This is a genomic window from Phosphitispora fastidiosa (assembly GCF_019008365.1).
In the GTDB taxonomy this organism is placed as follows: domain Bacteria; phylum Bacillota; class Thermincolia; order Thermincolales; family UBA2595; genus Phosphitispora; species Phosphitispora fastidiosa.
Genome location: NZ_JAHHUL010000002.1, coordinates 279,461 through 305,992, shown reverse-complemented (window position 1 = coordinate 305,992; position 26,532 = coordinate 279,461). Strand labels below are relative to the sequence as shown.

Genomic DNA, 26,532 nt, shown 5'->3' with positions numbered 1-26,532 from the left:
GATATATATGAAAAAAGGTGTTTTTTTAGCTCTCTTAGTGTCCCTGGCTATTGCGGCTTTTCTCTCTCCCTTTGCTTCCACAAGTCCTGATGGTCTGGAACGGGTAGCTGAAGATAAAGGGTTCCTTCACCTTAGTGAAGGAAAACAAGTGGTTAAATCCCCCATGCCTGATTATGTTATGCCCGGAGTGAAAAATGAGACTACTGCCGGCAGCCTTGCAGGTGTGGCCGGTACCCTAATTACTTTTGCTGTGATGTATGGGGTCGGAAAAATATATATCAGGAAATCCCGCCGTGTAGGTGGCCGTCAGTGAAAATTGCGGTAATCGACGGACAGGGGGGAGGAATCGGAAGGGTTATTGTCGAAAGGCTCAGAAAAGACCTTCCTGAGGATACAGAGATAATTGCCCTGGGGACAAATGCCCTGGCTGCTGCCCAGATGATAAAGGCCGGGGCCAATGAAGGGGCCAGCGGTGAAGCGGCGGTTGTTTACAACTCCCCAAAAGCGGACCTGATAATGGGTACAATCAATATCATCATGCCAAATTCCATGCTTGGCGAATTTACGGCACCTATGGCTGAAGCTGTAGTCGGGAGCAGTGCGCAGAAAATATTACTTCCATTGACCCGAAGCAGTGTGAAAATAGTCAGGATTAGGGAAGAACCGCTGCCGCACTTGGTTGAGGCTGCGGTGCATGAAGTTAAGAAGATTTTGGAGGTGGGTACAGGTGTGTGAGGCAAATGCGTATATCTTAAAAGACGGTGTTGAGGAGCTGTTTCTGGAGAGTGTGGATAAAGTTGTTTCACGTGAAGATGGCATTCTGTTGGAAAACATTTTTGGGCAGCAAAAGCTGGTAAGGGCAAGGATTAAGGAAATGGCCCTGGTGAACCACAGAATTATCCTGGAGAAAACTGAGTAAACATCAAATACAAAATCTTCTGGACATGGCAGTCTTTGTCATGCTACAATAATTATATCAAAGCGGAATAACAAAAAAACTACAAAATAAGCAGAATAAGTGCCTTTGCCTCCACCAGGAGGAGGGCTTAAAAGGGAAGCCGGTGTGAGTCCGGCACGGTCCCGCCACTGTATGGGGGAGTCTCTCTGCAGAATGCCACTGGAAATTTTCCGGGAAGGCGCAGAGGGGCGGTGAACCTGAGTCAGGAGACCTGCTTGTTCTGAGATCACTGACCCACGACGGATGGGAGGGTTGGATTTTCGGTATGCCTGACATATAACTCTCTGCCATGGGTAGGGAGTTTCGTTCTTTCCTGCCACTGAACAGGCTAAACACACAAAAATCAAATAAATGTATTGAATGAGTGCCTCTGCCTCCACCAGGAGGAGGGCTTAAAAGGGAAGCCGGTGTGAGTCCGGCGCGGTCCCGCCACTGTATAGGGGAGCCTCTCTGCAGAATGCCACTGGAAATTTTCCGGGAAGGCGCAGAGGGGTGGTGAACCTGAGTCAGGAGACCTGCTTGTTCTAAGTTCACTGGACCCACGACAGATGGGGGGGTGGGGTATGAGAATACCTGATATTAATCTCTCCATAGATTTCTGGGGAGATTTTTTAGTTTGTCAGAGGACATTACTTTGGTTGAATACTAATTATTTAGGGGTTGAGACAGAATGAAAAAGCATAAGCTTAATAAAGGTTTTATCGGTTTGCTGATATTTATATTTCTTTTTGGCAGTATTGTTCCGGTAGGTTTAACTGAACCTGCTGCTGCCGAGGAAAGCACTGTTACTTATTCCGCTGATGAGTTAGCTGATAAAGCTGTTGAATTTATCAATGGGAAGTTTGTATCTGGAGAAGGTATTGATGGGTATACGGCTTACATACTGACAATTGCCGGAGAAGACCTTACAAGCGGGCAGTGGATCAGAGACGGTAAGAGCCTAAAACGCGAAATCCAAGATCTGACCGACTTGGTAGGTGATGATGTTAATTTGATATCCTATATTACAGCCACCCAGAACAATGACGGCAGCTTTGGACCATATGCCAATATGTATGGGACCAGAACAGCTCTGCAGGCTCTGGCTGTGACACGAGGCGACCTTGAGCCTGAATCCGCGGCTGCCATCAGGGTGAATGATGCCATAACCAATGCCGTTAACTATTTCAAGGCTCTGGGTTATCAAGACGGGGAACTGACTTATGAGGCCGCGGGGTGGGATTTTGATTATCGCTGTGTGGAAGCCCTTGTTGCAGCAGGTGAAGACATCTCTGAAGTGGGTGACTGGGTATATGACGGGCTGTCTTTAGGGGAAACAGTTATTAGCTCTGCAACCGCCGCTGCTGCCGACAGTGCGAACCTCAGTGCGGCAGATTTGGCCAAAGAACTCAGTGCCCTCTATGCCGCTGCTCCGGAATCGGCTGAAGTTATTGCTGATTTGGCTGACGCTATCAAGGGAAAGGCGGGTACGGTTTCCGGACAGGTTTACTTTGGCAGCAGTATTTACGATAATACGGTTGTCCTGACTGCTCTCGGCAGGACTGGCACCCTTTCCGGTATTGATGAGGAAGGTGCGCTGGCTTATATTAACAGCTTCAAGACTGTAGTCAATGATTACTATGGCAATTCCATTGGCATTGCCTGGGGTGGCTGGGAACCCAAGGAAGCAGACCTGACGGCCCAGATTCTTACAGCTCTCAGCTTCTTTGACGGGGCTCACGACAATGAGAGTCAGGTGTACCCGGATATTCAGGGAGGGCTGGCATACTTGAGAAGTGTTCAGGATGCTAATACGGCAGCAGTTAAGGTGCAGTGGGACAGTACCGCCGCCACTGCCGAGGCTCTGATTGCCCTGAAGTCTCTCGGGGAAGTCTATACCGGTTCTGAGTCAGCATGGGTGTTAGACTCTCAGACCAAAACAATTGCCCAGTTATTGCTGGCAGTTAACGCCTGGGATGACACCTCACGAACTGACCGGCTTTCAGGCATCCTGGCAGGGCGGCAGAAGATATCTGAACCTGGGCAGGGCTCTTTTGAAGACAGTGTCTACAGTGATATGTGGGCATATATTGCCCTTGGTGAAGCGGGTAAAATTGCTGATATCAATACAACTGACGCGGTAACATACATATTATCCAAACAGAGTACCACTGAAGCAGTATATGGCGGGTCATGGGGTGAAAGCTTTTTCGGCACATATTATGAAGATGTTTTGTCAAGTATTCAGGCAGTACGTGCGCTAGGTTATTTCCCTGAAGCCGATACTAACCCAACTGTCGAGGAAGCTGTCTATAATGGTTTAAATTATCTTATTAGAGTTCAGCAGGATGACGACAGTGTGTTTTACGTCTGGGATGATGCCGCAGTTGACACCGCAGAACTGATAGTAATGCTGCGGGAGACCGGTTGTGACCCTGAAGGTGATCACTGGACCAAAACATCAGGTGCAACCCGGGTGAATCCGGTATCATATCTGCTGACAGGAACCTTCAATGAAGATGACGGCAGTTTTGGAAGTTCCCAAAATATTGGCAGTGCTGCCGCAGTCCTTTACGGGTGTATTGCCATGGAGAATGCGGATATCGTGGGTACTGTGGAAAACGGGCTGAAATACCTGAATGACCAGTACTTAGATGACGGGACTGACGAAAACGATACCTACTTATTAGAACAATATGGCGGCGAAAGGGCTTCTATTGCCCTAAGCCTTGCATCTCAGGATATAGCTTCCGGCCAATGGAGCAGGGGCGGTGATACCCTGGCGGACAGGATAATTGCAAAAGCTGCGGGAGTAACGGAAGCGGATACCGTGATTGACACGGCTAAAGCACTTGTCAGTCTGAGCGGGATGACAGGTGAAAATGCCGCCCTGCAACGCAGCCGTTTGGTTGGGATGATTGCAACCAAACAGTTGGAAGACGGGAATTTCTCCGATGGGGAAATATATAACGAAATGTGGCCTTACCTGGCGCTGACCCTGGCAGACGGATGGGATATGCTGGCTGCTGAAAAGAGGGCGGCGGCCAGAGACTGGCTGATTGATGCCCAGACAGAGGTGGACCCGGACAAGGGCAGTTGGATGCATTCCTTTGGTGTGGATACAGTCTCTAGTGCTCAGGCAATTTATGTGTTGACTCATTTTCCGGAGGCTAATACTGAAGCTTCGGCCACGTGGCAGGCGGTTCAGGACGGCCTGACCTGGCTGAAATCGAAGCAGCTTGAGACCGGGGCAATCAATGGCAGCCCGGGCTGGGATATTCCGGTTGTCGATACTGCGGAAGCTGTTTTGGCAGTATTGGCGGCAGGGGGAAATCCAGCCGGGCCGGAATGGATACAAGATGGAAATAGTCTTATAGACCACCTTTTGCTGCAGGAATGCCAGAATTCAGACGGCAGCTTTGGGGATAAGGAAAGTTATGCCGGCAATGTCGGTTCAACAGTGCCGGCTTTGCTAGCACTGCTGGAATACAACGACAGCTTTAGCTGGGTTGATTTTAGCACAGTTAATGTTGCTTATGATACCGGGGATAATGATGACCCCACAACCCCTGGCGGCAGTAATCCCGGGACTACACCTGAAGAAGAATTTGAAGTTGAAATTGCCATTGTAGGCAAGGAAGGAGTCCAAAAACCTATTCTGGGACGTGACGAGGTTACTGTAAATGAGGATAGTGAATATGGACTGACCGTCCTGGGGGCTCTTGACGCAACCGGTAAGGAATATGATCTCGGTTTTATTGAGAGTGGCGGGAAGGTTGAAAGCATCGAGGGCGAGCTTAACAGCGGGATGAACGGCTGGATGTACAAGGTCAATGACAGGCCCGGTACCGGCCCTGCTGCTTACGCCTCTGTGGACGAAGGGGATCGCATCATTTGGTGGTACAGTGACAGTATGAATTCTACAGGTCCTGAATGGGAGGACATCCCCCTTGAAGATGGAACAAAGGCTAATACTCAGAGTGATTTGGATAATGCAGAACTTTCCGATGATGCCAGAGAGACTCTGGATAAAATAGAGGAAACTTTAGGCCTGAAAGACGGTGAAGAACTGGGACCACTGGGCCAGGCAGCTATTGCCGTGATAGTATTGGATAATGACCGGACGATGGCCTGGGGTGAAAGAAAGGAAATAAAGACCAGGCTGGCAGGGAATGTTGTTGATTTGAGCCAGACGGTATCTTCAAGCAAGGATGTTACTGTTACTGACAGTTTGAACGAAATTGCCCTGGAGATACCTTCCGGAGCGCTTGACAGCAATACTAAGTTAACTATTCAGGAAAACAGTCTTTCCGGTGATGCGGAAAAGGTTGTTCCTACCGGATTCAGGGCTGTTTCTTCGGTCTACAGTTTTGGTCCTGACGGAACAGTATTTGATACTCCAGCCATACTGCGAATCAGAGTTGCTATACCTCCTCAGGTGAAACCGGAGAACCTGGCACTGGCCTGGTATGATACAGACAAGAAACAATGGGTCTCCATCCCTGCCGTTTATGATGCCCAAAATGGGGTAATGGCAGTGAGAGTGGAACATTTTACAGATTTTGCGGTCTTTGGCAGAGAGGCTGCCAGAAAATTTGCAGACGTTACTGCCGACACATACAGTTGGGCCTACCGGAGTATAGAAACCCTCGCAGGTGCCGGTATTATAAATGGAACCAGTGAGAAGAATTTTGAGCCGGCACGGTCTATCACCAGGGCGGAATTGGTGGCCCTGATGGCACGGACACTGGGTCTGAAGCAGGATGTATCTGAGTTTGCAGAATTTAAAGACGTGCCCTCGAACAAGTGGTATGCCGCCGAAGTGACTGCCGCCGTCCAGGCTGGGCTGATTAAGGGTTATGGAGACGGCAGATTCGGACCCGATGATATGATTACAAGGGAACAGTTGGCTGTGATTATTGCTAATGCTATGGAATTAGAAGCCGAAGGAGCACAGCTTTCATTCAGTGACCGGGATAATGTATCATCATGGGCCGCTGACGGCATAGCCGCTGCTGCCGGGCAGGGCTTGGTAACCGGTTTTCCCGCAGGGGACTTCCGCCCACGCGGTCAGGCTACCAGGGCTCAATGTGCGGTAGTTATCCACCGAATGCTGGAACTAAACTGGTAATTAATTAACGAGGGGGATCCGGTATGAAGAGGTTTTGGGTTTTAGTGATTGCACTTGCTTTCATATTTGGCGCTGCGGGATGCAGTTCCGGGGATTCCGGGAAGGAAGCTTTGGACACTGCAGGGGCTGCGGTAGCTCAAAAAGGCGGGAACTCTTCTAATGAAACAGGCTCGGGTGCCGGTGGAGTCTCTTCAGCAAATGCCAACGGTCAGGCGCAGGACACTTCAGCGGCGGTGGGCAGTGCATCCGGAACAGCGGCTGCGGGGGCTTCCGGTGGAGGAGTCTCCGGCAAGACAGCTAGGGATAACTCCGGATCTGCAGCGGGCAGTCCGCAAGATAAGCCTGCTGGGGCAGTATCCGCACAAGAACCCGATGGCACGGCAAAAAACGAGTCTGAGGCGACAGGAGACAAAGCAGCCCTTTGGGTGACCCAGAATTTTTCTTCATCAGTTTTACTTGATAAACAGATTGCAGTTAACCGGAACGTTTCTGTATTGGATATTGTCAAAGCAAACCTTGAGGTTGATACGGCCTATGGCGGAGGCTTCATAAACGCCATTAACGGCCTGCAGTCAGGCTATACCGGAAAGCTGTTCGGCGGTAGGAAAATGGATTGGTTTTACTGGGTAAATGGGATTATGGTGGCTGAAGGGGCAGGTGACTACATCCCCCTGTCAGGAGACCGGATATGGTGGGACTATCATGACTGGGGCTCCGGCTCATTTGTCACTGCGGTTGTTGGGGCCTATCCCCAGCCTTTTGTAAATGGTTTTGACGGCAGAAATGAAGGGACCCTGGTTGCCTTTGCACCTGGATCTGAGGCCCAGGCCGAAAAGGTCGCCGGAGCACTAAGGCGCCAGGGGGCGCCACGGGTAGCCTTATCAGCGTTGTCCGGTGTTGACCCTGCCAAAAGGAGCAAGATGACTGTGATTGTCGGCCTGTGGCCTGAACTGGAAAAAGGCAGTTTTTTTGCTGAGCTCAATGAAAACAGCCGGAAAACCGGCATATATGTTGATTTCGCCAAGGATAGCTTCACTGCCCTTGATTATGAGCGCAATGAAGCAGGTGTATATAAAGCCGGTACGGGAGCTGTTGTGGCTACCGGACGGGGACTGGGGGACCGGTATCCCCTCTGGCTGGTAACAGGTGTCGATGCCACCGGGCTTAACAGTGCAGTGAGTATTATCTGTGACAGCCCGGCCCAGTTGAGCCGGAAAGTTGGCGTATTGGTAACCGGAGGCAGGGTGAAGGCAGTACCTGAGTGATGCCGGGTGAAGGCAGTACTTGAGCAATGCAGGGAAGGTGAAAAATATGTATTTTTACCGGGACAGGGGGTTGTTTCTGCAAAAATTGCATCCGGTTACCGTATTTCTGTATACAGGTTTATTAATGGTGTTGGCGGTTATCTACAGCAACCCCCTATATCTTACTGCCATGCTGGCTGTTATAATCTGGACCATTATTGAACTGGAAGGGCGGGAAACTCTGAAAGGGTATGGTAAAATTGCCGGGATGATGTCAGTATTTATCCTGGTAATCAATCCTCTGCTAAGCCGTGAAGGGCAGACAATCCTTTGGCACGGGCCCAGGATACCGGTTATCGGGCTGATGGATATTTCCCTGGAAGCGGTGCTTTACGGACTGAACATGGCTTTACGCATGTTCCTGCTGATTGCAGTATTTGCGATGTATAATCTGATGATGGACCCTGACCGGGCCATGTCAGCAGTCTCCCGGGTAGCCAGGAAATCGGCAGTTGTGCTGGCGCTTACTGTTCGCCTGATACCGGGCATGGCGGCTCAGGCGCGAAATGTGGCCGATATCCAGCGGGCCAGGGGAGTTAACCTGGATAGCGGAGGGATATATCAGCGGTGGAAAAAACGGATTCCTTTTCTCAGGGTAATGCTCCTAACATCTCTGGAAAACTCCTGGCATACGGCAGAAGCTATGGAGGCGCGGGCATTTGGGAGCGGACCGCCGACACGCTATGTGACAGAGGTCTGGCGTCCCCGGGATACCTGGATCGCCGTCGCAGTTACAGCAGCGCTGCTGACAGCTATGGCCGGACTATTATCTGGGGCAGGCAGTTATGAGTTTTATCCCCGGGTGGGCGACCTGCCGGGAAGCGGAGAAGAAGTTTTGGTATTAATTATTCTGTCAATAATGCTGGCCGTACCGCCGGCACTGGCAAGGGGGTATAAAGGATGGAGCTTTATAGGACGGAGAATTTGACGTACATTTACCCCGATTTGGTGCGTCCGGCTCTGGACGAGGTAAGTATGAATGTGGATGACGGGGAGTTCCTTCTCCTGCTGGGTGATTCGGGATGTGGAAAGTCAACCCTGCTGAGGGCCCTTGCCGGACTGATGCCTGATTTCTATGGCGGGAAAATAGGCGGTCGGGTTCTGTTCCGGGGCAGGGACATAGACAGGATGGATAGAAGGCAGCTCCTCAGGAATGTGGGTATGGTATTCCAGGATCCTGAAAAGCAGTTGGTGAAAACAAGAGTAGAACAGGAAATTGCCTTCGGGCTGGAAAACCTGGGGCTGTCCCCGGTAGATATGAGAAAAAGGGTTGCTGAAATACTTAACTTTTTTGATCTTTCCGGGTTAAAGGATACTTCTGTCAGTGACCTCTCAGGAGGGCAGAAACAAAAGGTTGTTCTTGCTTCTGTAATGGCAATGCAGCCAAAAGTGCTGCTGCTGGATGAACCAACCTCACAGCTGGACCCGGTGGCGGCTGAAGAGGTATTTAATACCCTGAAAAGGCTGAATGAGGAACTGGGATTGACCATAGTCCTGGTAGAACAGCGCCTGGACCGGTGTTTTCATATAGCAGACCGGGTCATTGTCATGGACCGGGGACAAATCAAAAATGAGGGTACCCCGCAGGAGGCTGCAGCATGGGCAATCAGGAATAAACGGTATATCCTCCCCCCGGTGACAGAATTCTTCTGCTGTGCGGGAAGTGACAGGCCTCCCCTGACAGTAAGGGAGGGACGCAAAAGGCTCTCCGGGATGGGATTCAGACCTCGGGAAGACAATGAACCCTCCAAAACCGCCAAACCGGTGTTAAAGAAACTCTGGGAGCGGTTGGGCAAAAAAATAAGTAATCGGGAAACTGTGGGCGGGTCACTGGTTAAGCTCCATGACCTGTGGTTTAGATATGAAGAGAGAGATGAGGTTTTAAAGGGTGTTTCTCTGGAAATAGGCGCTGGAGAATTTACTGTGATCCTGGGTGAAAACGGCGCCGGGAAGAGTACCCTGATTAAAACCATGAATGGCCTTCTCCAGCCTGACCGGGGGGCGGTCCTTGTTGACGGGCGCAGCACAGCAAGCCTGAGGATTGACCAGATAGCTGCCACCATCGGTTACCTGGGACAGAATCCCAATGACTACCTGTTTCATGATACAGTAGATGAAGAGTTGAAATTCACCATGGATAATCTGGGCATCGCTGATGAGGGACAAATAGAACAGGTGCTTGACAGGCTGGGTATCTTGGAATATCGTTATGAAAACCCCCGTGATCTAAGTGGTGGACAGCGGCAGAGGGTTGCCCTGGCTTCAGTGCTGGTGGCAGGCCCCAAGGTCCTGCTGCTGGATGAACCTACCAGGGGTCTGGATGCGAACCTGAAACAGCGTCTGGGAAATTTTTTACAAGGCCTTGCCGCTGAAGGAACATCAGTTGTTATGATAACTCACGATATTGAGTTTGCAGCCCGTTATACCCAAAGGGTGATTCTCCTCTTTGACGGCAGGGTTGTGGCTGATGGGGATAAATATGAAGTGCTGAGCGGAGGCGTGTTTTACAGTCCCCAGATACAGAAGCTGTTCAGAGGTTTTGAGACAGGGGTACTTACTGTGGATGACGCTTTAAGCCGGTGGGAGGGATTGTCGGTTGAAGTCAGTTAAGGCCCTCTCTTATGCGGCCCTGGTTCTTGCGGTTATCCTGATTCCGGCAGCCTTGGGGCTGGGACTCTCCCTTGCCGATTCTGTGAACTGGAGCATTATTTCTACTCTGATCATGATACTTGTGATGACAGCTTTCTATTTCCGGTTTGAGAGGCACCGGGTTAATTCCAAAGACCTGGCGGTTATTGCCACCATGGCTGCCCTGGCAGCAGCAGGGCGGGTCCCTTTTGCGGCTATTCCGAGCCTGCAGCCGACCACCTTTTTAGTTATCATAACAGGATATGTTTTTGGAGTTCAGCCGGGATTTATGGTAGGGGCAACTGCAGCTCTGGTATCCAACTTTATGTTGGGACAGGGGCCTTGGACCCCATGGCAAATGTTGGCCTGGGGCCTTGCCGGAGTAACTGCCGGCTTACTTGGTAAGGTAATGAAGGTTAATCATCCCGAAAAGGGACCGGCCGGTGTTTTCGGAGAAGCAAGAAGGCTGACCGCCTGGCGGCTTAAACTGAGCTTTTTTGCCTTGGCATGGGGTTTCCTCTTTGGGTGGCTGATGAATATATACACCTGGACCACCTTTGTCTACCCGTTGGACTGGGATTCCTTTTGGGCGACACAGGTCACTAGCCTGCCAATGGATGTGATTCATGCCGCCGGAAACTTTCTCTTTGCATTTGTGTTAGGACCCCAGTTTATCCGGGTTCTCATGAGGTTCCGAAAAAGAATGATGGTGGAAAGGTTGCCTGATAGACTGAAGTGGGAAATACTTCGCCAGGATTAACGTAAATTGTTTAAAGGAGCGTAACAGCCATGAAGAAGTACACCAGATACAGCAAAAAGTTAGTGGGAACCGTACTGATACTGGTTTTGGTTTGCACAGCAATTTATGCAGGGCCTGCTTCAACCGGGGGCTCAATCTACGCTGCCGGTACAATGGGATTAGATTTCGCATTTGCCGGTACACGGGTGTCTCCGGAAGAGGTACGAAAGGCCCTCGACAGCGGGGTTAAATACCTGCATGAATACTATGAAGCCAAGGAGTTCCGGGGCCTGCTTGAGGACTGGGCGCCCATTGGGCTCAGTGCAGCCGGGGAAGACCTGGCTGGCCCGGAATGGTCGGTTGGAGACAGAAGCGCACAGGATGCCATGCTTGCGGACCTGAGCACAGGAACCTTATTAAAGTATGGCCGAAATACCGACTACCAAAGAGTAATATTGAATCTGGCTGCTCTTGGCATTGACCCTTCAAATACGGAAGGAGTAAATTATGCTAATGTTCTGGCCAAAAGCCAGCTTGTTTCAGGAAAGTTTGCTGACGCAGTTGGTGAACAGGTGATTGGTGAACAGCTGGTTAATGCCCAGGTTTGGGGGATAATTGCTATGAAGGCTGCCAAAATTGAAGGGATGAATGAGGAAAAGGCCAGCAGTTGGTTGGCGGCGCACATAAATCCCGATAATGGATACAGTATAGATACAACAGTGGAACAGAGTGATATTGACATGTCGGGAATGGCTCTAATTGCTTTTGCCGTTTTGGGCGAGAGTGACAGCAGTGAGCCGGTGGTGAAGGTTTTGGAATACCTGAAGAATAACCAGCAGCCGAGTGGCGGTTTTGCAGCCTGGAGCATGGAGACATCTGAGTCACCGGCAGCAGTTATCCAGGGACTGACGGCACTGGGACTTGACCCTCAGGCCGAACGTTGGACAACACAAAACGGCAGCCCATTAAGGGCATTACTTGATTACCAGCAGCCTGATGGGGGATTTGCCCACTATGAAGGGGGCGGTTCCAACCTGAAGGCCACAGCACAGGCGGTGATGGCTTTGGCTGATTACATAAACGGTACATCTGCATTCCAGCGTATGGCACAGGGACAATTACAGCAAAGCGGCATTTTCAGTGACATGCAGGAAAGTCACTGGGCCTATCCGGTTGTCAAAGACCTTGTGGAAAGCAGTGTGGTTAACGGCTATCCTGACAACACCTTTCGTCCTGACAATCCTGTCACCAGGGCCGAATTTGCCACAATCCTGGTTAAAGGGCTGAACTTGCAGGGGCAGATGACTACAACAACAGCCCGGTTCAGGGATTTGCCTTTGGGCCATTGGGCTAATCAGGCAGTGGCTGCATCTGTCGAAAGGGGTTATATCAAGGGAATGAGTGAAACCACTTTTGCTCCCACGGCAAACATCACCGGAGCCCAGGTAGCGGCAATGCTGGTCAGGGCGGGCGGTCACGAGGAAGAAGCGCAGGCGGTCACCGGTGACACCTGGTATGCAGGGTATATTCGGGCGGCTGAAACCCTTGGCTTGCTTTACCCGGGGTTTGATGCTGACCAACAGGCCACAAGAGCACAGTGTGCTTACAGTGTAAATGTACTAAGGGAGACGACTGTTTTTTTGAATTGACCTTTTAAAAAAGAGATAGGGATGTTATAATTAAAGTGGTAATAAGTAAAAGCTAGCAGATACTAGGAAGGTATCCTCTAAGGCGACTTATTGACCAGTAAACTCCAGGATAACGACCATGAAGGTCAGGCCGGATGAACCGGCATGATTTTTCGTGGTCTTTTTATTTGTTCGCTGCCGATTAAAATGTAGAAGAGGTGTTATTAATGGGATGGAAAACCTTACCGGAGAAAGGGAAATTTATTGCCTGCGCCGTTCTTTTTGTAATAACGGTGGGGGCAGCGGGGTTAATTGCAGTCGGGTGTGGCGGAGAACCGGAAGCTGATTCGAAAAAGGCATCAAATCTTAGTGTTGTGGAAGAGACAATCCCTACATACACAATATCTGACCCAACCGGAGACTGGGGATATCCCTCACCATATTCCCATTACCGGCGCGGCCCGGGTTATATCAGGATGAGTCTGATATTTGACACCCTGGTATGGAAGGACGAAAAAGGCCAGATACCGGCTCTGGCAGAAAAATGGCACTATAACTCGGAGGAGAACTCTTTCTCCTTTGACCTCAATAAAAATGTTAAGTGGCATGACGGACAAAAATTTACCGCCGCAGATGTTGCCTTCACCTTTGCATATGTGAAGAAACATCCTTATAACATGATTGATTGTTCACAGATTTCTAAGGTTGAGGTAATTGATGAATACAGAGTGAAGATCTATCTCAGTGAAAAGTACGCCCCGTTTCTCAATAATATTGCCGGAGCCCTGCCCATCCTTCCGGAACATATCTGGCAAGATGTCACCAACCCGGAAGAGTTTATTGAACCGGAAGCGATTGTCGGCACCGGACCCTATAAGCTGCTGGACTACAGCAGGGAACATGGGACCTACCTTTATGCGGCTAACCGGGACTATTACCTGGGGTGTCCGGCGGTACAGGAGCTTAAATTTGTCAAAGTCAGTAATGAGATGGCTGTACCGGCCATGGAACGGGGGGAGGTTAATTTTGCCCAAATTCCGCCTGAAATGCAAGATCAACTGGCAGGCTCAGGCTTCGAGGTAATTAAAACCAAGTATGACTGGGCCTTGAAATTAATGATAAACCATAGGAAAAATCCTTTATCTGCCAAGGAGTTCAGGCATGCTCTGGCATTTGCCATCGACCGGGAAGCGCTGGTTGAGAATACCAAGAGGGGCTATGCCCTGGCAGGAAGCCCCGGTCTGCTGTCTCCTGATTCCCAGTGGTATAATCAGGACGTGGCACAGTACGGCTATGACCCCGAAAAGGCGGCTGCACTGTTAACCACACAGGGCTACCACCGTGAGCATGACTTTTTTACGCAAAACGGAAAGGAACTGGCTCTGGAGATGTTGATTACTCCTGAGTATGAGAGAGATGGACAGTTTATCAAACAGCAGTTGGAGAAAGCCGGCATCAGGGTTAACCTGAAAAGCATGGAGCCAAAGACCCTTGATACCATGGTCGGTGATTGGAAGTTCGATCTTGCCCTGTCAGGGAACGGAAGTATTGGGGGGGATGCGGAAATCCTTAATAAGGTGATTCTGGACCAAACTTTTATTAGCGCCAGATATGACGCCAACCGGGAACTTAATGAGCTGCTTACGGAACAGCTTACTGTTCTTGACCCGGGGGAGCGGGAGGTAAAGGTCAGGAGAAGCCAGGCGCTTTTTGCCCGGGAGTTGCCTTTTCTGACCCTGTATTATCCTGACTGGTACTATGCTCATGATGGGAAAGTCAAGTTTTTCAATACTCCAAAGGGTATCAGTTATGGGATTCCTCTTCTCCTGAACAAGGCTGCTTTCACTGATATTAGGGGGTAAGACGGTGTTTAGAATAAAGGATTCAAGCAACTATATAATAGCATTTCTGATTATCCTGGCAGTTAATTTTTTTCTCCCCCGAATGATGCCGGGAGACCCGCTGACAGCCATCTATGGTGAAGAAGCCTTGATTCACATGACTCCTGAGACCAGGGCAGAACTGGTCAATAGGTTTGCCCTGAACCAGCCGCTGTGGGAGCAGTTTTCGGGATACCTGGCGGCTTTGGTAAGGGGGGATCTGGGTTATTCTTACTACTATAATGAGGCTGTATCAGCAGTTATTTTAAGAGCTGTTCCCTGGACCCTGTTGTTGGTGGGAACGGCAGTAACGATATCTGCTCTGGCAGGGAGCATTGCCGGGATGGAATCAGGCTGGAGACGCGGAACTAGGTTTGACAGGCTTTTGCTCACAGGAATCATGTTTTTGGAAGGTTTCCCGGATTTCTTTATCGGGATGGTGATGCTAATTGTTTTTGGGGTGATCCTGAATGTTTTCCCACTGGCGGGGGCAATGACCCCATATGCCGGATATACAGGTCTGGCTATAGTTCTCGATGTTGCTAAACACCTGGTTCTGCCGGCATTTTCCCTAGCTCTGGTGAACCTGGGAGGCTCCTTTCTGCTGGCTCGGAATACTATGGTGACTACTTTGAGTGAGGCCTATATTTTTACCGCCAGGGCAAAGGGACTCAGGGACCGGGTAGTCAGATACCGCCATGCCGGGAGAAATTCACTTTTGCCTGTGATTACTCATATCGGAATACAGTTTGGCCGAATGGTAACCGGGGCTTTGTTTATTGAGACGGTCTTCTCTTATCCTGGGCTGGGACTCCTGATCCAAAGAGGGCTGCAGGCCAGAGACTACCCTGTATTGCAAGGTGTCTTTCTGGTAGTGACAATTATGGTGTTAATTACGAATTTGTTTATGGAAGTACTTTATAAAAAAATTGATCCGAGGTTGAAGCCATGCATATCAACTACTGGCAAGAAATTAAGACAAACAGTTTAGGGAGAATCGGAATGGCGCTCTTAGTTTTGGTGGTAGGCGCGGCCCTTCTGGCGCCTGTACTGGCACCCTTTGACCCTTTCGCACAGACACCCGATTCGCTGGAACCCCCTTCGAGACAGCACTTACTGGGAACCAACGATGTCGGTCAGGATATCCTGTCACGCCTGCTGTACGGGGCCCGGACATCATTTGTGACAGCGGTGGCAGTGGCTTTTGCGGCTACAGCGCTCAGCCTGGCTGCCGGGGCAACTGCCGGGTTAATCGGAGGGCATTATGAGAAATTGGTGATGCGCCTGGTTGACGGTCTGTTGGTAGTCCCGCCAATGCTGGTGGTAATTATCGCTGCAGCTTATATCCAGCCCGGCATGGTTCATCTTGTTTTGCTGCTGTCACTGCTTGGCTGGCCGGCAGGTGCAAGGATAATCAGGGCTCAGACCCTGGCCCTGAAAGAAAAGATACATGTCAGGGCTTCCCGGACCTTTGGGGCCGGACCCCTGTATGTAATAAAAAGGCATATTATTCCTGATCTCGGTCCGGTGTTAACAGCAAACTTTATCAGGGGGGCGCGGCGCGCGGTTTTTATGGAAGCAGGGCTGTCCTTTCTGGGGGTCACCGACCCGATGACAGTAAGCTGGGGAAAAATGCTTTATCACTCATTAAAATACGTCTATCTTGATGTTTGGCAGTGGTGGCTGTTGCCGGTGGGGATGGCGCTGTCACTGACAGTGTTGTCTTTTACCCTGATAGGTTATTCACTGGAAGAGGCCATGGACCCCAGGTTGAGGAGGGAAAAGCATGCTTAGTCTGACAAACCTCTCGGTAAAGTACGGCAAAAATCTGATTCTAAATGACATCAGCTTTACCCTGCAAAGGGGAGAATCCCTTGTTTTGATAGGGGAGTCCGGCACGGGTAAAACAACTCTGGCCAAAAGCATTATCGGCCTGGGGGATGGTCGGTGTTCCGGAGAGATCAGGTATCGGGGGCAAAACCTGTTATCAATGAGGGGAGAGGAAATGGCTCGGATTAGATGGAACAAGATTGCCATGGTGTTTCAGAATGTGGAAAGCGCTTTGAATCCGCTTTTCAATATACTGGAACAGGTAGCGGAGCCAATGATTGAGCATGGGTTGCTGAGTCCGCGCGAAGCCCGTTCCAAAGCCGGTGACATGCTTAAAAGGGTGGGGCTTTCTACTATTCATTTCCTGTTATATCCGCATCAACTCAGCGGCGGGCAGAAACAGCGTGCCCTGATAGCCATGGCAATGGCAAATAATCCGGAGGTATTAATACTGGATGAACCCACTTCGGCACTTGACCCGGTGACTAAGAAAGAAATAATAGAGCTGCTTAGGGAGATTGGCAAGAAGTGTGCCTTGCTGGTAGTGACCCATGACCTGGCTGCTGCTTCCAGGCTGGCAGAACGGACGGCAGTCCTTTATGGAGGCAGAATTGTAGAGGCGGGACCCACTAGGGCCCTCCTGGCAGACCCAAGACACCCGTATACCCGTGGCTTGATCCGCTCATATCCTGACATGAACGGTACCAAAGACCTTCAGGGGATACCCGGGAGGCTGTCCAGGCCTGAGCAGGGCTGCCCGTTTGAACCGCGTTGTACTCAGCGGGTTGATATATGCAGGGAATCACATCCAGAACCTGGGGAAGCCGGCTCTGCACCCGGGCAAACCGGTGGGTGGATGATTGCCTGTCACCGGGGCGGGATTGTGCCCCTGCTGGAAACCCGTGGTCTAAGCACTGCGTTTGGTCGTGTCAGAGCCCTGAGCCGGACCAATCTCACTGTTTTAGAGGGAGAAACGGTTGCTCTGGTAGGTGAGAGCGGTTCTGGCAAGACGACACTGGCCAGGACAGTGATGGGACTCCACAGTCAGTCTGAAGGGGAGGTATATCTGGAGGGAGCTATTGTTGGCAAAAGAGATAAAGAATTTTACAGGAAAGTTCAGATGATTTATCAGAACCCGGCAGAATCTATCAGCCACAGGCAGAATGTGCTGGAAGCTGTAAGTGAACCACTGGACATCCACCGGATGGGCAGTCCCGCAGAGCGGAAAGAAAAGATAAAAAGGGTACTGGATGAGGTGGAACTGCCATCAAATGACGAGTTCCTGATGACCTATCCACACCACCTTAGCGGCGGCGAGGCTCAAAGGGTAGCTATTGCCAGGGCTCTGATCCTGGAACCTAAAATGCTGGTCGCAGATGAACCAACATCTGCCTTGGATCCCAGTGTCCAGGCAAAAGTCCTCAAGCTTTTTCTTAACCTGCAGGAAAAAAGAGGGTTAAGTATAATCTTTATTACTCATGATATTGCCCTGGCCAGGAAGGTCAGTGACCGGATAGTGGTGCTTAAGGACGGCCACATCGTAGAGGACGGACCTGCCAGTGCAGTTGTTTCTTTTCCCGGACACCCCTATACCCGAAGGCTGCTGGCAGCTGCTCCGGCGCTGCCGTACGGGTTGAACAGCGGGTTCCCGGCAAATAACAACAAGCGGCTGAGCGTCTAGTTGGGATAATTAACAAAAGGTGGTGACAAAATTATGGTTGCAGCAGGAGCCTGGGAAGAAGATAGAAAAAGACATTTGAAGTACTGGGTCACAGCCTGGGAAAAGGCGTCTGATTATCAAACCCGGAGGAAAATAGAAATGTGGAACAACCGGGCCGAGAGCTATGCCAAAAACACCGTCAAGGGGGAAAACAGCAGCAGGCAGAGGGCTGTATTTGAATTTCTCGGATCCTCAGGGGTCAGGGTCACAGGTGCAAAAATACTTGATGTTGGCTGCGGTCCCGGGAATTATGCCGTACCTTTAGCTATGGAGGCGGAACATGTATGGGCTCTTGAACCGGCTTCCCGGATGCTTGAGATATTGAGGAAACGTGTCTCGGATCAAGGTATTGGTAATATCACCTGTATCAACAGGCCCTGGGAAGATATCGATATTGAGCGGGAAGGCTGGAACGGTAAGTTTGACCTGGTATTTGCTTCAATGACCCCGGGGGTTAATGACCAAGAAACACTGGATAAGGTGGTTAGAGCCTCCAAAGGTTACTGCTATGTAAGTAAATTTGCCGGACCGCGCCGCAACAACCTCCAGGAGAAGCTATGGCAGCAGGTGTTCGGCGGTATCCGGGCAGATACTTCCATGGATATCATTTACCCGTTAAATATTGTTTATGCCATGGGGTATTTTCCGGCGCTGAGGTTTTTTCATACACACTGGGTTAATGAAGAATCTGTGGAGGATACAGCTCAAAAACTGAAGGACTGGATTTCGGGATATACAGAGATAACTTCCGCGATATTACGCGAAATAAAGGCAGTAGTCGATTCTGAAGCCGTCGGCGGTGTAGTCAGGGAGGAAGTGGAAGCCACAGTAGGGATGATGGTCTGGAAAGTATAAGCAAAATTGTCTGGACAGTCCAGTTGCAGTCATGATACAATTATTAAAAGAATATAGATGAGCAAGTGATTCTGTTTGACAGAATTGAAAAGGGAAGCCGGTGAAAATCCGGCGCGGTCCCGCCACTGTAAGAGGGAGTCCTGCTGCAAATGCCACCGGGGAACCGGGAAGGCGCAGCTTGGGCAGTGATCTTGAGCCAGGAGACCTGCTTGCTTTAATCTTACCGCCGGTACCCACGATGAATGGGGAGGAAGACTACAGTATTAGTGTTTTTTATTCCTTCCACACAGTCGTGTTGAGGGAATTTTTAGTTTACCCGGTATGGGCTTTTAATAATTATATATTTGAGTAGGTGTTATACCCTGAGGGGTGTAACTTAATAAACACAAGGTTTAAACGCTTTTTGACCGCAGAACGGGTGTAAAAAGAGGTATTATACTTACTCCTGTGATGACAGCGGAAACAATCAGCGATGCCTATTCTGCCACACTGTCAATTTGTTCTGGGGAGGTGGTCAGTTTAGGCTTAGCCTAAAGCTAATCCCCGGTCACTGTCTTAATGACCGGGGTTTTTGTTTCAAATTATGGAGGTATATTAAATAAGAATTGAGGAGGTTAAATCAAATGAGGATGTTAAGTGAAATTATGAAAAGCTCTTTGAAAAAAATAAAACTGCCTGTTTTCATAATCCTGTATGCTGCTGCCCTTCTTCTGACCTTCCCGCAGAATGCCTTTGCCATGCATATCATGGAAGGCTTTCTGCCGGCGAGTTGGGCCGGTTTCTGGTTTGTGCTGACTATTCCTTTTCTGATCCTGGGACTGCGTTCAATTCAAAAAACCGTTACTGCTGCGCCCAGTGTTAAAATGCTGTTGGGTCTGGCGGGGGCCTACGCCTTTGTGTTATCGGCTTTGAAAATACCGTCGGTTACCGGAAGCTGTTCCCACCCTACGGGAGTAGGTTTGGGGGCGATAATGTTCGGCCCTTTGGCTATGGTGGTCCTGGGATGTGTTGTACTTATTTTTCAGGCCCTCCTTTTAGCTCATGGCGGTATAACCACCCTTGGTGCCAATACCTTTTCGATGGCGGTGGTCGGCCCCATAGCAGCATTTGTGATTTACCGGGTTCTTAAGAAAATCGGCGCCCCCGGTTGGCTGGCAGTGTTTCTGGCTGCTGCTGCCGGCAACATGCTTACATATATAACTACATCAGTTCAACTAGCCCTGGCGTTTCCTCTGCAGAGTGGGGGCTTTACCGCTGCCCTGGCAAAGTTCCTGGGCGTATTTGCGGTGACTCAGCTTCCTCTGGCCATAATGGAAGGAATTCTGACAGTAGTAGTTTTCAATGTGCTGACTACTTATAGCAGGCAGGAACTACTGGAATTATCTGTTATCACTGAGGAGGTGTCGCAGTGAGAAAAAATCTGATCCTAATTCTTTTGGTAGTGCTGCTGGCTGTTGTGCCATTGCTTATGAACCGCGGAGCCGAATTCGGGGGTGCCGATGGTCAGGCTGAAGAAGTGATTACCCAAATTAATCCTGATTATCAGCCATGGTTTTCATCCTTGTGGGAACCCCCCAGCGGTGAAATCGAGAGCCTTTTGTTTGCTCTTCAGGCAGCTTTGGGAGCCGGATTTATTGGGTATTACATCGGTTATGTCAGGGGAAGAAAAAAGGCGGAAGAAAAGGAAATACATGCTAAAAATTGACAGTTTTGCATATGCCAATAAGCTGCGGAAGGTACATCCGGCCGAAAAAGCTGCCTTTGCCCTGACGACTATGATTTTGTGCCTGATTTTTTCATCAGTGACAATATCATCAGTTATAATTTTACTTATGGCAGGTGTGACTGTCGGGCTTGCCGGGATTCCTGTTAAAACTTACCTCAGGCTGGTGTTCCTGCCCTTCTCCTTCCTGCTGGTTGGGGTGATGACAGTTGCTGTTTCGGTATCTGCGGGTGATACCGTGGTTGGTGCAAATGCAGCGGAGTGGTTAGTCAGCATAAAAATGCTAAAAATAACCCTGGGCATTACTCCTGAGGGACTGCTTGCGGCTGCCAGGTTGTTTTTTAAATCCCTGGGTACGGTTTCCTGCCTGTATTTTATGTCATTAACAACACCTTTTGTGGAAATAGCCATGATGATGCGAAAAATCAAACTTCCTGCCTTGTTTATTGAGCTGGCTGAAATAATTTACAGGTTTATTTTTGTTTTGCTGAAAACTGCAGAAGATATTTATACAAGCCAGTCTTCAAGATGGGGATATTCTTCATTCAAAAACTCTATGAATTCTTTAGGCTGTCTTACAGCTGCTCTGTTTGTCAGGTCGCTGCATCGCTCACAGGAGCTTTTCACCACTCTCACGGCAAGAGGTTATACCGGGCAATTAAATGTGCTGGTCCCGCAATACCCTGTTTCTAAAGCTAACATAACTCTGATAATTATTGTAGAAACGTTTTTGATAATTTCTGCGGTCCTGCTGGAGGTGAATAAATTTGTCTGATTACATCATCGAAGCTGAAAACCTGATATATACATATCCCGATGGGACACAGGCCCTTAGGGGTATAAATATAAAAATACCCAAAGGGAAGAAGGTTGCGGTCCTTGGTTCCAACGGTGCTGGGAAATCTACCCTGTTCCTTCAATGCAACGGTATTCTGAAACCACAGCAGGGTATTGTGAAATATGACGGAAAAGAAGTCAGGTATGACAGAAAAAGTCTGCTGCATTTGAGGAAAAATGTGGGGATTGTTTTTCAGGACCCCGACAGCCAATTGTTTTCAGCGAGTGTATACCAGGAGATTTCCTTTGGCCCCCTTAATTTTGGACTTCCTGAAGAAACTGTAAGAAAACGGGTGGAACGGGCAATGTTGGCAACAGAAGTTGCCGGGCTGAAGGAGAAGCCTACCCATATGCTGAGCTATGGGCAGAAAAAAAGGGTTTCAATAGCAGATATTCTGGTCATGGAGCCTGAGGTAATTATATGTGATGAGCCAACGGCTTGGCTTGATCCCAAACATGCACAGCAGACGGTGAAGTTGTTTGACCGGATCAATAGCGGTGGTACAACCATCATGATGTCAACACATGATGTTGACCTGGCTTATTCATGGGCAGATTACATTTTCGTATTGAGCAATGGTGAGGTCATCGGAGAGGGGATTCCGGAACAGGTTTTTACCAATGAAATACTGATTAAGAAAGCAGACTTGGAAAAGCCATGGCTGGTACAGGTATCCGAAGTGCTACTGATAAAAGGCTGTTTACCCAAAGCGGTCGTTTTACCGCGTAACCGGGAAAGCCTTTTTGAACTCATTATTAATCACGGCACAAATGTTGGAGAGGAAGAGATAATTAATGATTTTGGTGATTTCAGGAACAAAGGAAGGGAGAGAGATCACATCTCTGCTGATCTCAAAGGATTATAAGGTGTTATCCGCAACTGTGGTAAACCATGGTGCAAGGCTTATTTTACATAATGATATGATGGAAAACACCCGGGAGTACACGATTCGAGAGGCTTTTAATAAAATATTTCAAATCAATCCATTCCGGCTGATTGTTGATGCTTCCCATCCTTATCCTGAAGGAGTTTCTAAGTTTGCCAAAGAGTTTTGCAGTAACCGGAATATTCCTTATTTCAGGTTTGTCAGGGAGGAAGTACAGCTTCCGGAGAACCCCCTTCTTTTTGCGGTCTATTCGTGGGAGGAAGCGGCAAGGAAAGCCGCGGAGATGGGAGATACCATTTTCCTAACTACAGGAAGCTTTAATCTGGAACAGTTTCTCTGCCACCCGGACATGGCCGGGAAAAGAGTTGTTGTCAGGGTGCTTCCCGACCCTCAGGTAATTACAAAGGTCCGGTCCCTGGGGCTGCCGTCCCGGGATATCGTGGCCATGCAGGGGCCCTTTTCCAGGGAAATGAACCGAGCCACCTTTAAAATGTATGGCGCTTCCGTAGTGGTAACAAAGGAAAGCGGCCGCGCCGGAGGGACAGACAACAAGGTCTCGGTGGCCCTGAAATTGATGATACCGGTAGTAGTTATAAAACGACCGCCGGTAAAAGGGCATGATGCAATTATTGTAAACTCTTATGGACAAGTACTCCAGGGAGTGAAGTCAATATTGGCGGATGATAAATAACGGCTTATAAATAATAGACTTTAATCATAATGAATTTTAATCCGGGAATGTCCCTAAAGTCAGTGTTCTCTTATTGCACAGAGAACCTCTATGGGGGCATTTCTCTATGTAAACGATTTTTTGCAATGGGCCCTGACATTTTTAGTTATGGGCATTTGACAAAAACCAAAAAATGGGGTAATATTTATATGGGCATATGCTCAAAATATTACTGATTCTGAAAGGGAGGAACCGCCATATGGCAGAAGCATGTAATACATGCAGTGAGAGCAGCGAGTGCACAGGTGAGGACTGTCCTGCAGCCTTAAAGGAGCTGCAGAAAATCAAAAATGTAATTGCTGTAATGAGCGGGAAGGGAGGTGTCGGGAAGAGTTCGGTGACTGGTCTTCTGGCGGCGTCTCTGAGGAAAAAAGGATTCAGTGTGGGGATAATGGATGCTGATGTTACCGGGCCAAGTATACCCAGGCTGTTTGGGCTGCAGGCCGGGCAGCTGGAAAACGGACACAGGGGAATTGTTCCGGCCGGGACCGGTTTGGGGATAGAGGTTATCTCAATTAATCTTTTACTGCCCAGTGAAGAAGAACCGGTAATCTGGAGGGGACCAATTATTTCAGGGGTCATCAAGCAGTTCTGGACAGAAGTGGGCTGGAGTGAGTTGGATTATCTGCTGGTGGACCTTCCGCCAGGGACGGGTGATGCACCTCTGACAGTGATGCAGACCCTGCCTTTAAATGGTGTTATTGTGGTTACTTCACCACAAAGCCTGGTCTCAATGATCGTCCGGAAATCGATTAATATGGCTAACAAAATGAACATTCCCGTTATTGGGTTAATTGAAAATATGGCTTACCTGGAATGCCCGGACTGTAAAAAACAGATTAGGCTATTTGGCTCGGACAGTACTGAGGAAATGGCGGGTAAAATGGGAGTGCCATTACTGGGGCAGCTCCCGCTGGAGCCAAGGTTTGTAGAACTCTGTGATAAGGGGAAAATTGAAGATTTTACCAGGGAAAAATCAGAGATAAATAGGGTTATGGAGGGTATAGTGAAAACCTTTGATACGGTTGAACAGATGAACTGAACAAAAAAGACTGTTGATTAAAGGGGGAGAAAGAAAATGGCCGGATTAACTGATGAGGTTAAAGGAGTAATTGAAAAATCAAAGGGGTGGGCATTTGCCACTGCAGATGTGAACGGTAATCCCAATGTGGTCTCAATAGCTTTTGGCAAGGTGTTGTCCGAAAGCCAGGTAATGTTGATTGATGTTTTTATGGATAAGAGTCTTGAGAACATCACCGAGAACCCAAAGGTTGCTGTATCTGTATGGGATATGGACACACTTCAGGGTTACCAGTTAAAAGGAAATGCAAGAGTTGAGACAAATGGCGAACTCTTTGATGAAGGCGTAAAAATGGTTAAGAGTATAATGCCCCAGCTTAGGGCAAAAGGGGTTGTTTTAATCGATATCGAGAAGATATATGTTACCAGCCCCGGGCCTGATATTGGGAAAGAGCTCTGTTAATCAGAAGTTTTTGATTGAAAAAGCACATGGTATATTTGAGGGGATGAAGTGTTATGAAAATAGTAATATCGACAGAGGGTAAGGAGTTAGATGCCCGGGTAGACCCCAGATTTGGCAGGTGTGAATGGTTTATTTCAGTGGATTCCGAATCCATGGATTTTGACTGCACGGCAAATTCTGCGGTTAATTCATCTCAGGGGGCAGGAATTCAGGCAGCCCAATTTGTGGTGGACAACCAGGCGGAAGCGCTGATCACCGGGCATGTTGGGCCCAATGCTTTTGAGGTTCTTGAGGCCTCAGGAATTAAAATTTATGATGGAACAGGTCTAAATGCAAAACAGGCAATAGAAGAATTGAATAGTGGCAAGCTTAGTGAAATAACAAAGGCCGGACAGGCACATGCAGGAATGAATGCAGGAACCGGAGCAGGAATGAACCGAGGGGCCGGTGCAGGAATGAGAAACGGCCCACGTGGCAGAGGACACGGGCAGAGGCGGCCCTGAGGGGAAATGATAATATCAGTTCTCAGTGGGAAGGGCGGTACCGGTAAGACTACGGTGGCCACCAACCTTGCCTGTTCCGGGCCCAAAACGGCTTACATCGATTGCGATGTTGAGGAGCCAAATGGGTTTTTATTCCTGAATCCTGCCATTGAGCAAAGGGAAAAAGTCAATGTAATGGTTCCCAGCATTGACAAAGATAGCTGTCTGGCCTGTGGCCAGTGCAGCAAATGGTGCCAGTTCAATGCCCTGGCCCAGGTGAAGAATAATCTGTTAAGCTTTCTGCAGTTGTGCCACGGGTGTGGCCTGTGTACCCTGGTTTGCCCTGAAAAGGCCATTAGCGAGGTCCCGCGGGAAATTGGTGTAATTGAACGAGGAAAGTTCAATAATAATGTGTTCATCCACGGAGTGCTGAAAACAGGTGAACCTATGGCCGTACCTGTTATTGACAGGATAATAGAAGAGATATGGAAAATAACTGCGGATGTTGTGATTATTGACTGCCCTCCCGGGACTTCCTGTTCTGTTATTGCAGCTGTTGAAAAGAGCGATTTTTGTCTTCTGGTTACAGAACCGACTCCCTTTGGGCTGCATGACCTGAAAATTGCAGTAAATCTGATAAGAACCTTGGATATTCCTGCAGGTGTGGTGGTGAATAAGGCCGATGACAGTTCCCGGATCATCAGGGGATACTGCGAAGCAGAAGGTATTCCGATTCTGATGGAACTGCCCTTTAGTAAAAGAGTTGCCCAGATATATTCAACCGGAAAGCTGCTGATCCAGGAGGATATGCTTCTGAAACAACAGTTTCAGGACTTAATGGCCAAACTGGAGGGGGTTATCTCATGAAACAGATTGCCATAGTAAGTGGTAAAGGGGGTACGGGAAAAACAACTGTCTGTGCCTCCCTGGCAGAACTGGCAAAAAACAAGGTAATTGCCGACTGTGATGTGGAGGCCCCCAACCTGCATTTACTTATTGATTCAGAGGTCCTCCGCGAAAAGGATTTTTATGGTTCGAAACTTGCTCAGATTGATCGGGAAAAGTGCCAGGAGTGCGAAAAATGTCTGACTGTCTGCAGGTTTGATGCCATTAGGGATTTTTCCGTAAATGAACTAAAGTGTGAAGGATGTGCTGCCTGTGTTTTCATCTGTCCGCATAAGGCAGTTGTTATCAGAGATGCGATTACAGGCAAAACAATTTTGTCGGCGAGTTCCTGGGGTAAATTCTCTCATGCGAGGCTTAATATCGGCGCCGACGGTTCCGGGAAGCTGGTTACAGAGGTCAGGAAAAATGCTTCAGGTTATGCCGGTGAGGATGACATCGTAATAATTGACGGTTCTCCGGGAATAGGTTGTGTTGTCATAGCATCAATAACCGGGTGTGATGCCATACTTGTGGTTTCAGAACCAACGTTGTCGGGAAAACATGACCTGATAAGGGTGCTTGACCTGGCAGAACACTTTGGGATAAAGGCCTATGTCTGCATAAACAAATATGACCTGAATGCAGGCATAACTGAGGAGATTTCGGATCACTGCAGAGAGCGCAATGTTAAGGTCCTGGGCAGTATTCCCTTTGAGAGGGAGGTCGGCCAGGCAATAAACCGGGGCATCCCGGTGGTACGGGTTCCGCACAGCGCTGCCGGAAGAGCTGTCAAAAAAATCTGGGCTAATTTAAGTAAAGAATTGTCTCTTGTTTAAGATGCTAAATATAACAG

The 26,532-nt window shown here is 49.0% G+C and carries 24 protein-coding genes and 3 riboswitches; all 24 genes read left to right on the top strand.

The annotated features are described in order from the left end of the window. The first annotated feature begins 7 nt into the window (after positions 1-7). The 24 genes from Ga0451573_RS03770 (at position 8) to Ga0451573_RS03655 (ending at position 26,515) form a co-directional block, all read left to right on the top strand. A complete protein-coding gene (locus Ga0451573_RS03770) occupies positions 8-313 on the top strand; it encodes a PDGLE domain-containing protein (RefSeq protein WP_231682539.1) in 306 nt (101 codons plus the stop codon). Beyond that, positions 310-735: a DUF3842 family protein gene (locus tag Ga0451573_RS03765; protein ID WP_231682538.1), complete on the top strand. Its 426-nt coding sequence runs from the start codon at positions 310-312 to the stop codon at positions 733-735. The genes Ga0451573_RS03770 and Ga0451573_RS03765 overlap by 4 nt, the downstream gene beginning before the upstream one ends. Next, on the top strand, positions 728-919 hold the full coding sequence (locus Ga0451573_RS03760) for a CooT family nickel-binding protein (protein WP_231682537.1): 192 nt from the start codon (positions 728-730) through the stop codon (positions 917-919). Before Ga0451573_RS03765 ends, Ga0451573_RS03760 begins: the two co-directional genes overlap by 8 nt. A gap of 80 nt (positions 920-999) precedes the next feature. After that, positions 1,000-1,191, top strand: a riboswitch (cobalamin riboswitch). A 112-nt stretch (positions 1,192-1,303) separates the two neighbouring features. Further along, positions 1,304-1,495: riboswitch (cobalamin riboswitch) on the top strand. A 133-nt stretch (positions 1,496-1,628) separates the two neighbouring features. Next, on the top strand, positions 1,629-6,068 hold the full coding sequence (locus Ga0451573_RS03755) for an S-layer homology domain-containing protein (RefSeq protein WP_231682536.1): 4,440 nt from the start codon (positions 1,629-1,631) through the stop codon (positions 6,066-6,068). Positions 6,069-6,091: 23 nt separating this feature from the next. Further along, complete coding sequence (locus Ga0451573_RS03750; protein WP_231682535.1) at positions 6,092-7,333, top strand: DUF4430 domain-containing protein; 1,242 nt, start codon at positions 6,092-6,094, stop codon at positions 7,331-7,333. Between the two features lie 46 nt (positions 7,334-7,379). Then, positions 7,380-8,300, top strand: coding sequence for an energy-coupling factor transporter transmembrane component T (locus Ga0451573_RS03745; protein ID WP_231682534.1), 921 nt, complete (start codon positions 7,380-7,382; stop codon positions 8,298-8,300). After that, on the top strand, positions 8,273-9,982 hold the full coding sequence (locus Ga0451573_RS03740; protein ID WP_231682533.1) for an ABC transporter ATP-binding protein: 1,710 nt from the start codon (positions 8,273-8,275) through the stop codon (positions 9,980-9,982). Before Ga0451573_RS03745 ends, Ga0451573_RS03740 begins: the two co-directional genes overlap by 28 nt. Then, positions 9,969-10,760: an ECF transporter S component gene (locus Ga0451573_RS03735; protein ID WP_231682532.1), complete on the top strand. Its 792-nt coding sequence runs from the start codon at positions 9,969-9,971 to the stop codon at positions 10,758-10,760. Before Ga0451573_RS03740 ends, Ga0451573_RS03735 begins: the two co-directional genes overlap by 14 nt. Positions 10,761-10,789: 29 nt before the next feature. After that, positions 10,790-12,388 carry an S-layer homology domain-containing protein gene (locus tag Ga0451573_RS03730; RefSeq protein WP_231682531.1) on the top strand — a complete coding sequence of 533 codons (1,599 nt, stop codon included), beginning with the start codon at positions 10,790-10,792 and terminating at the stop codon, positions 12,386-12,388. Between the two features lie 206 nt (positions 12,389-12,594). After that, a complete protein-coding gene (locus tag Ga0451573_RS03725) occupies positions 12,595-14,229 on the top strand; it encodes an ABC transporter substrate-binding protein (RefSeq protein ID WP_231682530.1) in 1,635 nt (544 codons plus the stop codon). 4 nt (positions 14,230-14,233) lie between these two features. Next, positions 14,234-15,238, top strand: a complete 1,005-nt coding sequence (locus tag Ga0451573_RS03720) for an ABC transporter permease (protein ID WP_231682529.1) — start codon at positions 14,234-14,236, stop codon at positions 15,236-15,238. 11 nt (positions 15,239-15,249) lie between these two features. Beyond that, entirely contained in the window at positions 15,250-16,041 is a 792-nt protein-coding gene (locus Ga0451573_RS03715; RefSeq protein WP_231682528.1) for an ABC transporter permease, read from the top strand. Next, positions 16,034-17,758, top strand: a complete 1,725-nt coding sequence (locus Ga0451573_RS03710) for an ABC transporter ATP-binding protein (protein ID WP_231682527.1) — start codon at positions 16,034-16,036, stop codon at positions 17,756-17,758. Before Ga0451573_RS03715 ends, Ga0451573_RS03710 begins: the two co-directional genes overlap by 8 nt. 33 nt (positions 17,759-17,791) lie before the next feature. Next, the gene (locus Ga0451573_RS03705; RefSeq protein WP_231682526.1) at positions 17,792-18,652 is read left to right on the top strand and encodes a class I SAM-dependent methyltransferase; all 861 of its coding nucleotides are present in this window, start codon (positions 17,792-17,794) and stop codon (positions 18,650-18,652) included. Between the two features lie 46 nt (positions 18,653-18,698). Continuing rightward, a riboswitch (cobalamin riboswitch) is annotated at positions 18,699-18,879 on the top strand. Positions 18,880-19,275: 396 nt separating this feature from the next. Then, positions 19,276-20,064: an energy-coupling factor ABC transporter permease gene (locus Ga0451573_RS03700; protein ID WP_435052281.1), complete on the top strand. Its 789-nt coding sequence runs from the start codon at positions 19,276-19,278 to the stop codon at positions 20,062-20,064. A gap of 56 nt (positions 20,065-20,120) precedes the next feature. Further along, complete coding sequence (locus Ga0451573_RS03695; protein WP_231682636.1) at positions 20,121-20,357, top strand: energy-coupling factor ABC transporter substrate-binding protein; 237 nt, start codon at positions 20,121-20,123, stop codon at positions 20,355-20,357. Continuing rightward, positions 20,287-21,150 (top strand): cobalt ECF transporter T component CbiQ, encoded by an 864-nt coding sequence (gene cbiQ / locus Ga0451573_RS03690; protein WP_231682525.1) that lies wholly within the window; start codon positions 20,287-20,289, stop codon positions 21,148-21,150. Before Ga0451573_RS03695 ends, cbiQ begins: the two co-directional genes overlap by 71 nt. Then, positions 21,143-22,078 (top strand): energy-coupling factor ABC transporter ATP-binding protein, encoded by a 936-nt coding sequence (locus tag Ga0451573_RS03685; RefSeq protein ID WP_231682524.1) that lies wholly within the window; start codon positions 21,143-21,145, stop codon positions 22,076-22,078. The genes cbiQ and Ga0451573_RS03685 overlap by 8 nt, the downstream gene beginning before the upstream one ends. Next, positions 22,008-22,790, top strand: coding sequence for a precorrin-6A reductase (gene cobK, locus Ga0451573_RS03680; RefSeq protein WP_231682523.1), 783 nt, complete (start codon positions 22,008-22,010; stop codon positions 22,788-22,790). The genes Ga0451573_RS03685 and cobK overlap by 71 nt, the downstream gene beginning before the upstream one ends. Positions 22,791-23,028: 238 nt before the next feature. Further along, entirely contained in the window at positions 23,029-23,871 is an 843-nt protein-coding gene (locus Ga0451573_RS03675) for an Mrp/NBP35 family ATP-binding protein (RefSeq protein WP_231682522.1), read from the top strand. 36 nt (positions 23,872-23,907) lie between these two features. Continuing rightward, a complete protein-coding gene (locus Ga0451573_RS03670; protein ID WP_231682521.1) occupies positions 23,908-24,312 on the top strand; it encodes a pyridoxamine 5'-phosphate oxidase family protein in 405 nt (134 codons plus the stop codon). A gap of 53 nt (positions 24,313-24,365) precedes the next feature. Continuing rightward, the gene (locus Ga0451573_RS03665) at positions 24,366-24,815 is read left to right on the top strand and encodes a NifB/NifX family molybdenum-iron cluster-binding protein (RefSeq protein WP_231682520.1); all 450 of its coding nucleotides are present in this window, start codon (positions 24,366-24,368) and stop codon (positions 24,813-24,815) included. A 6-nt stretch (positions 24,816-24,821) separates the two neighbouring features. Then, a complete protein-coding gene (locus Ga0451573_RS03660; protein WP_231682519.1) occupies positions 24,822-25,661 on the top strand; it encodes an ATP-binding protein in 840 nt (279 codons plus the stop codon). Beyond that, a complete protein-coding gene (locus Ga0451573_RS03655) occupies positions 25,658-26,515 on the top strand; it encodes an ATP-binding protein (RefSeq protein WP_231682518.1) in 858 nt (285 codons plus the stop codon). The genes Ga0451573_RS03660 and Ga0451573_RS03655 overlap by 4 nt, the downstream gene beginning before the upstream one ends. Positions 26,516-26,532: the final 17 nt, after the last annotated feature.

What these genes read in the sequence shown, in the direction of transcription:
- Ga0451573_RS03770 (WP_231682539.1), top strand. Translation starts at nt 8, where the DNA reads ATGAAAAAAGGTGTTTTTTTAGCTCTCTTAGTGTCCCTGGCTATTGCG.
- Ga0451573_RS03755 (WP_231682536.1), top strand. Translation starts at nt 1,629, where the DNA reads ATGAAAAAGCATAAGCTTAATAAAGGTTTTATCGGTTTGCTGATATTT.
- Ga0451573_RS03750 (WP_231682535.1), top strand. Translation starts at nt 6,092, where the DNA reads ATGAAGAGGTTTTGGGTTTTAGTGATTGCACTTGCTTTCATATTTGGC.
- Ga0451573_RS03745 (WP_231682534.1), top strand. Translation starts at nt 7,380, where the DNA reads ATGTATTTTTACCGGGACAGGGGGTTGTTTCTGCAAAAATTGCATCCG.
- Ga0451573_RS03740 (WP_231682533.1), top strand. Translation starts at nt 8,273, where the DNA reads ATGGAGCTTTATAGGACGGAGAATTTGACGTACATTTACCCCGATTTG.
- Ga0451573_RS03730 (WP_231682531.1), top strand. Translation starts at nt 10,790, where the DNA reads ATGAAGAAGTACACCAGATACAGCAAAAAGTTAGTGGGAACCGTACTG.
- Ga0451573_RS03725 (WP_231682530.1), top strand. Translation starts at nt 12,595, where the DNA reads ATGGGATGGAAAACCTTACCGGAGAAAGGGAAATTTATTGCCTGCGCC.
- Ga0451573_RS03715 (WP_231682528.1), top strand. Translation starts at nt 15,250, where the DNA reads ATGGCGCTCTTAGTTTTGGTGGTAGGCGCGGCCCTTCTGGCGCCTGTA.
- Ga0451573_RS03710 (WP_231682527.1), top strand. Translation starts at nt 16,034, where the DNA reads ATGCTTAGTCTGACAAACCTCTCGGTAAAGTACGGCAAAAATCTGATT.
- Ga0451573_RS03705 (WP_231682526.1), top strand. Translation starts at nt 17,792, where the DNA reads ATGGTTGCAGCAGGAGCCTGGGAAGAAGATAGAAAAAGACATTTGAAG.
- Ga0451573_RS03700 (WP_435052281.1), top strand. Translation starts at nt 19,276, where the DNA reads ATGAGGATGTTAAGTGAAATTATGAAAAGCTCTTTGAAAAAAATAAAA.
- Ga0451573_RS03695 (WP_231682636.1), top strand. Translation starts at nt 20,121, where the DNA reads ATGAACCGCGGAGCCGAATTCGGGGGTGCCGATGGTCAGGCTGAAGAA.
- cobK (WP_231682523.1), top strand. Translation starts at nt 22,008, where the DNA reads ATGATTTTGGTGATTTCAGGAACAAAGGAAGGGAGAGAGATCACATCT.
- Ga0451573_RS03675 (WP_231682522.1), top strand. Translation starts at nt 23,029, where the DNA reads ATGGCAGAAGCATGTAATACATGCAGTGAGAGCAGCGAGTGCACAGGT.
- Ga0451573_RS03670 (WP_231682521.1), top strand. Translation starts at nt 23,908, where the DNA reads ATGGCCGGATTAACTGATGAGGTTAAAGGAGTAATTGAAAAATCAAAG.
- Ga0451573_RS03665 (WP_231682520.1), top strand. Translation starts at nt 24,366, where the DNA reads ATGAAAATAGTAATATCGACAGAGGGTAAGGAGTTAGATGCCCGGGTA.
- Ga0451573_RS03660 (WP_231682519.1), top strand. Translation starts at nt 24,822, where the DNA reads ATGATAATATCAGTTCTCAGTGGGAAGGGCGGTACCGGTAAGACTACG.
- Ga0451573_RS03655 (WP_231682518.1), top strand. Translation starts at nt 25,658, where the DNA reads ATGAAACAGATTGCCATAGTAAGTGGTAAAGGGGGTACGGGAAAAACA.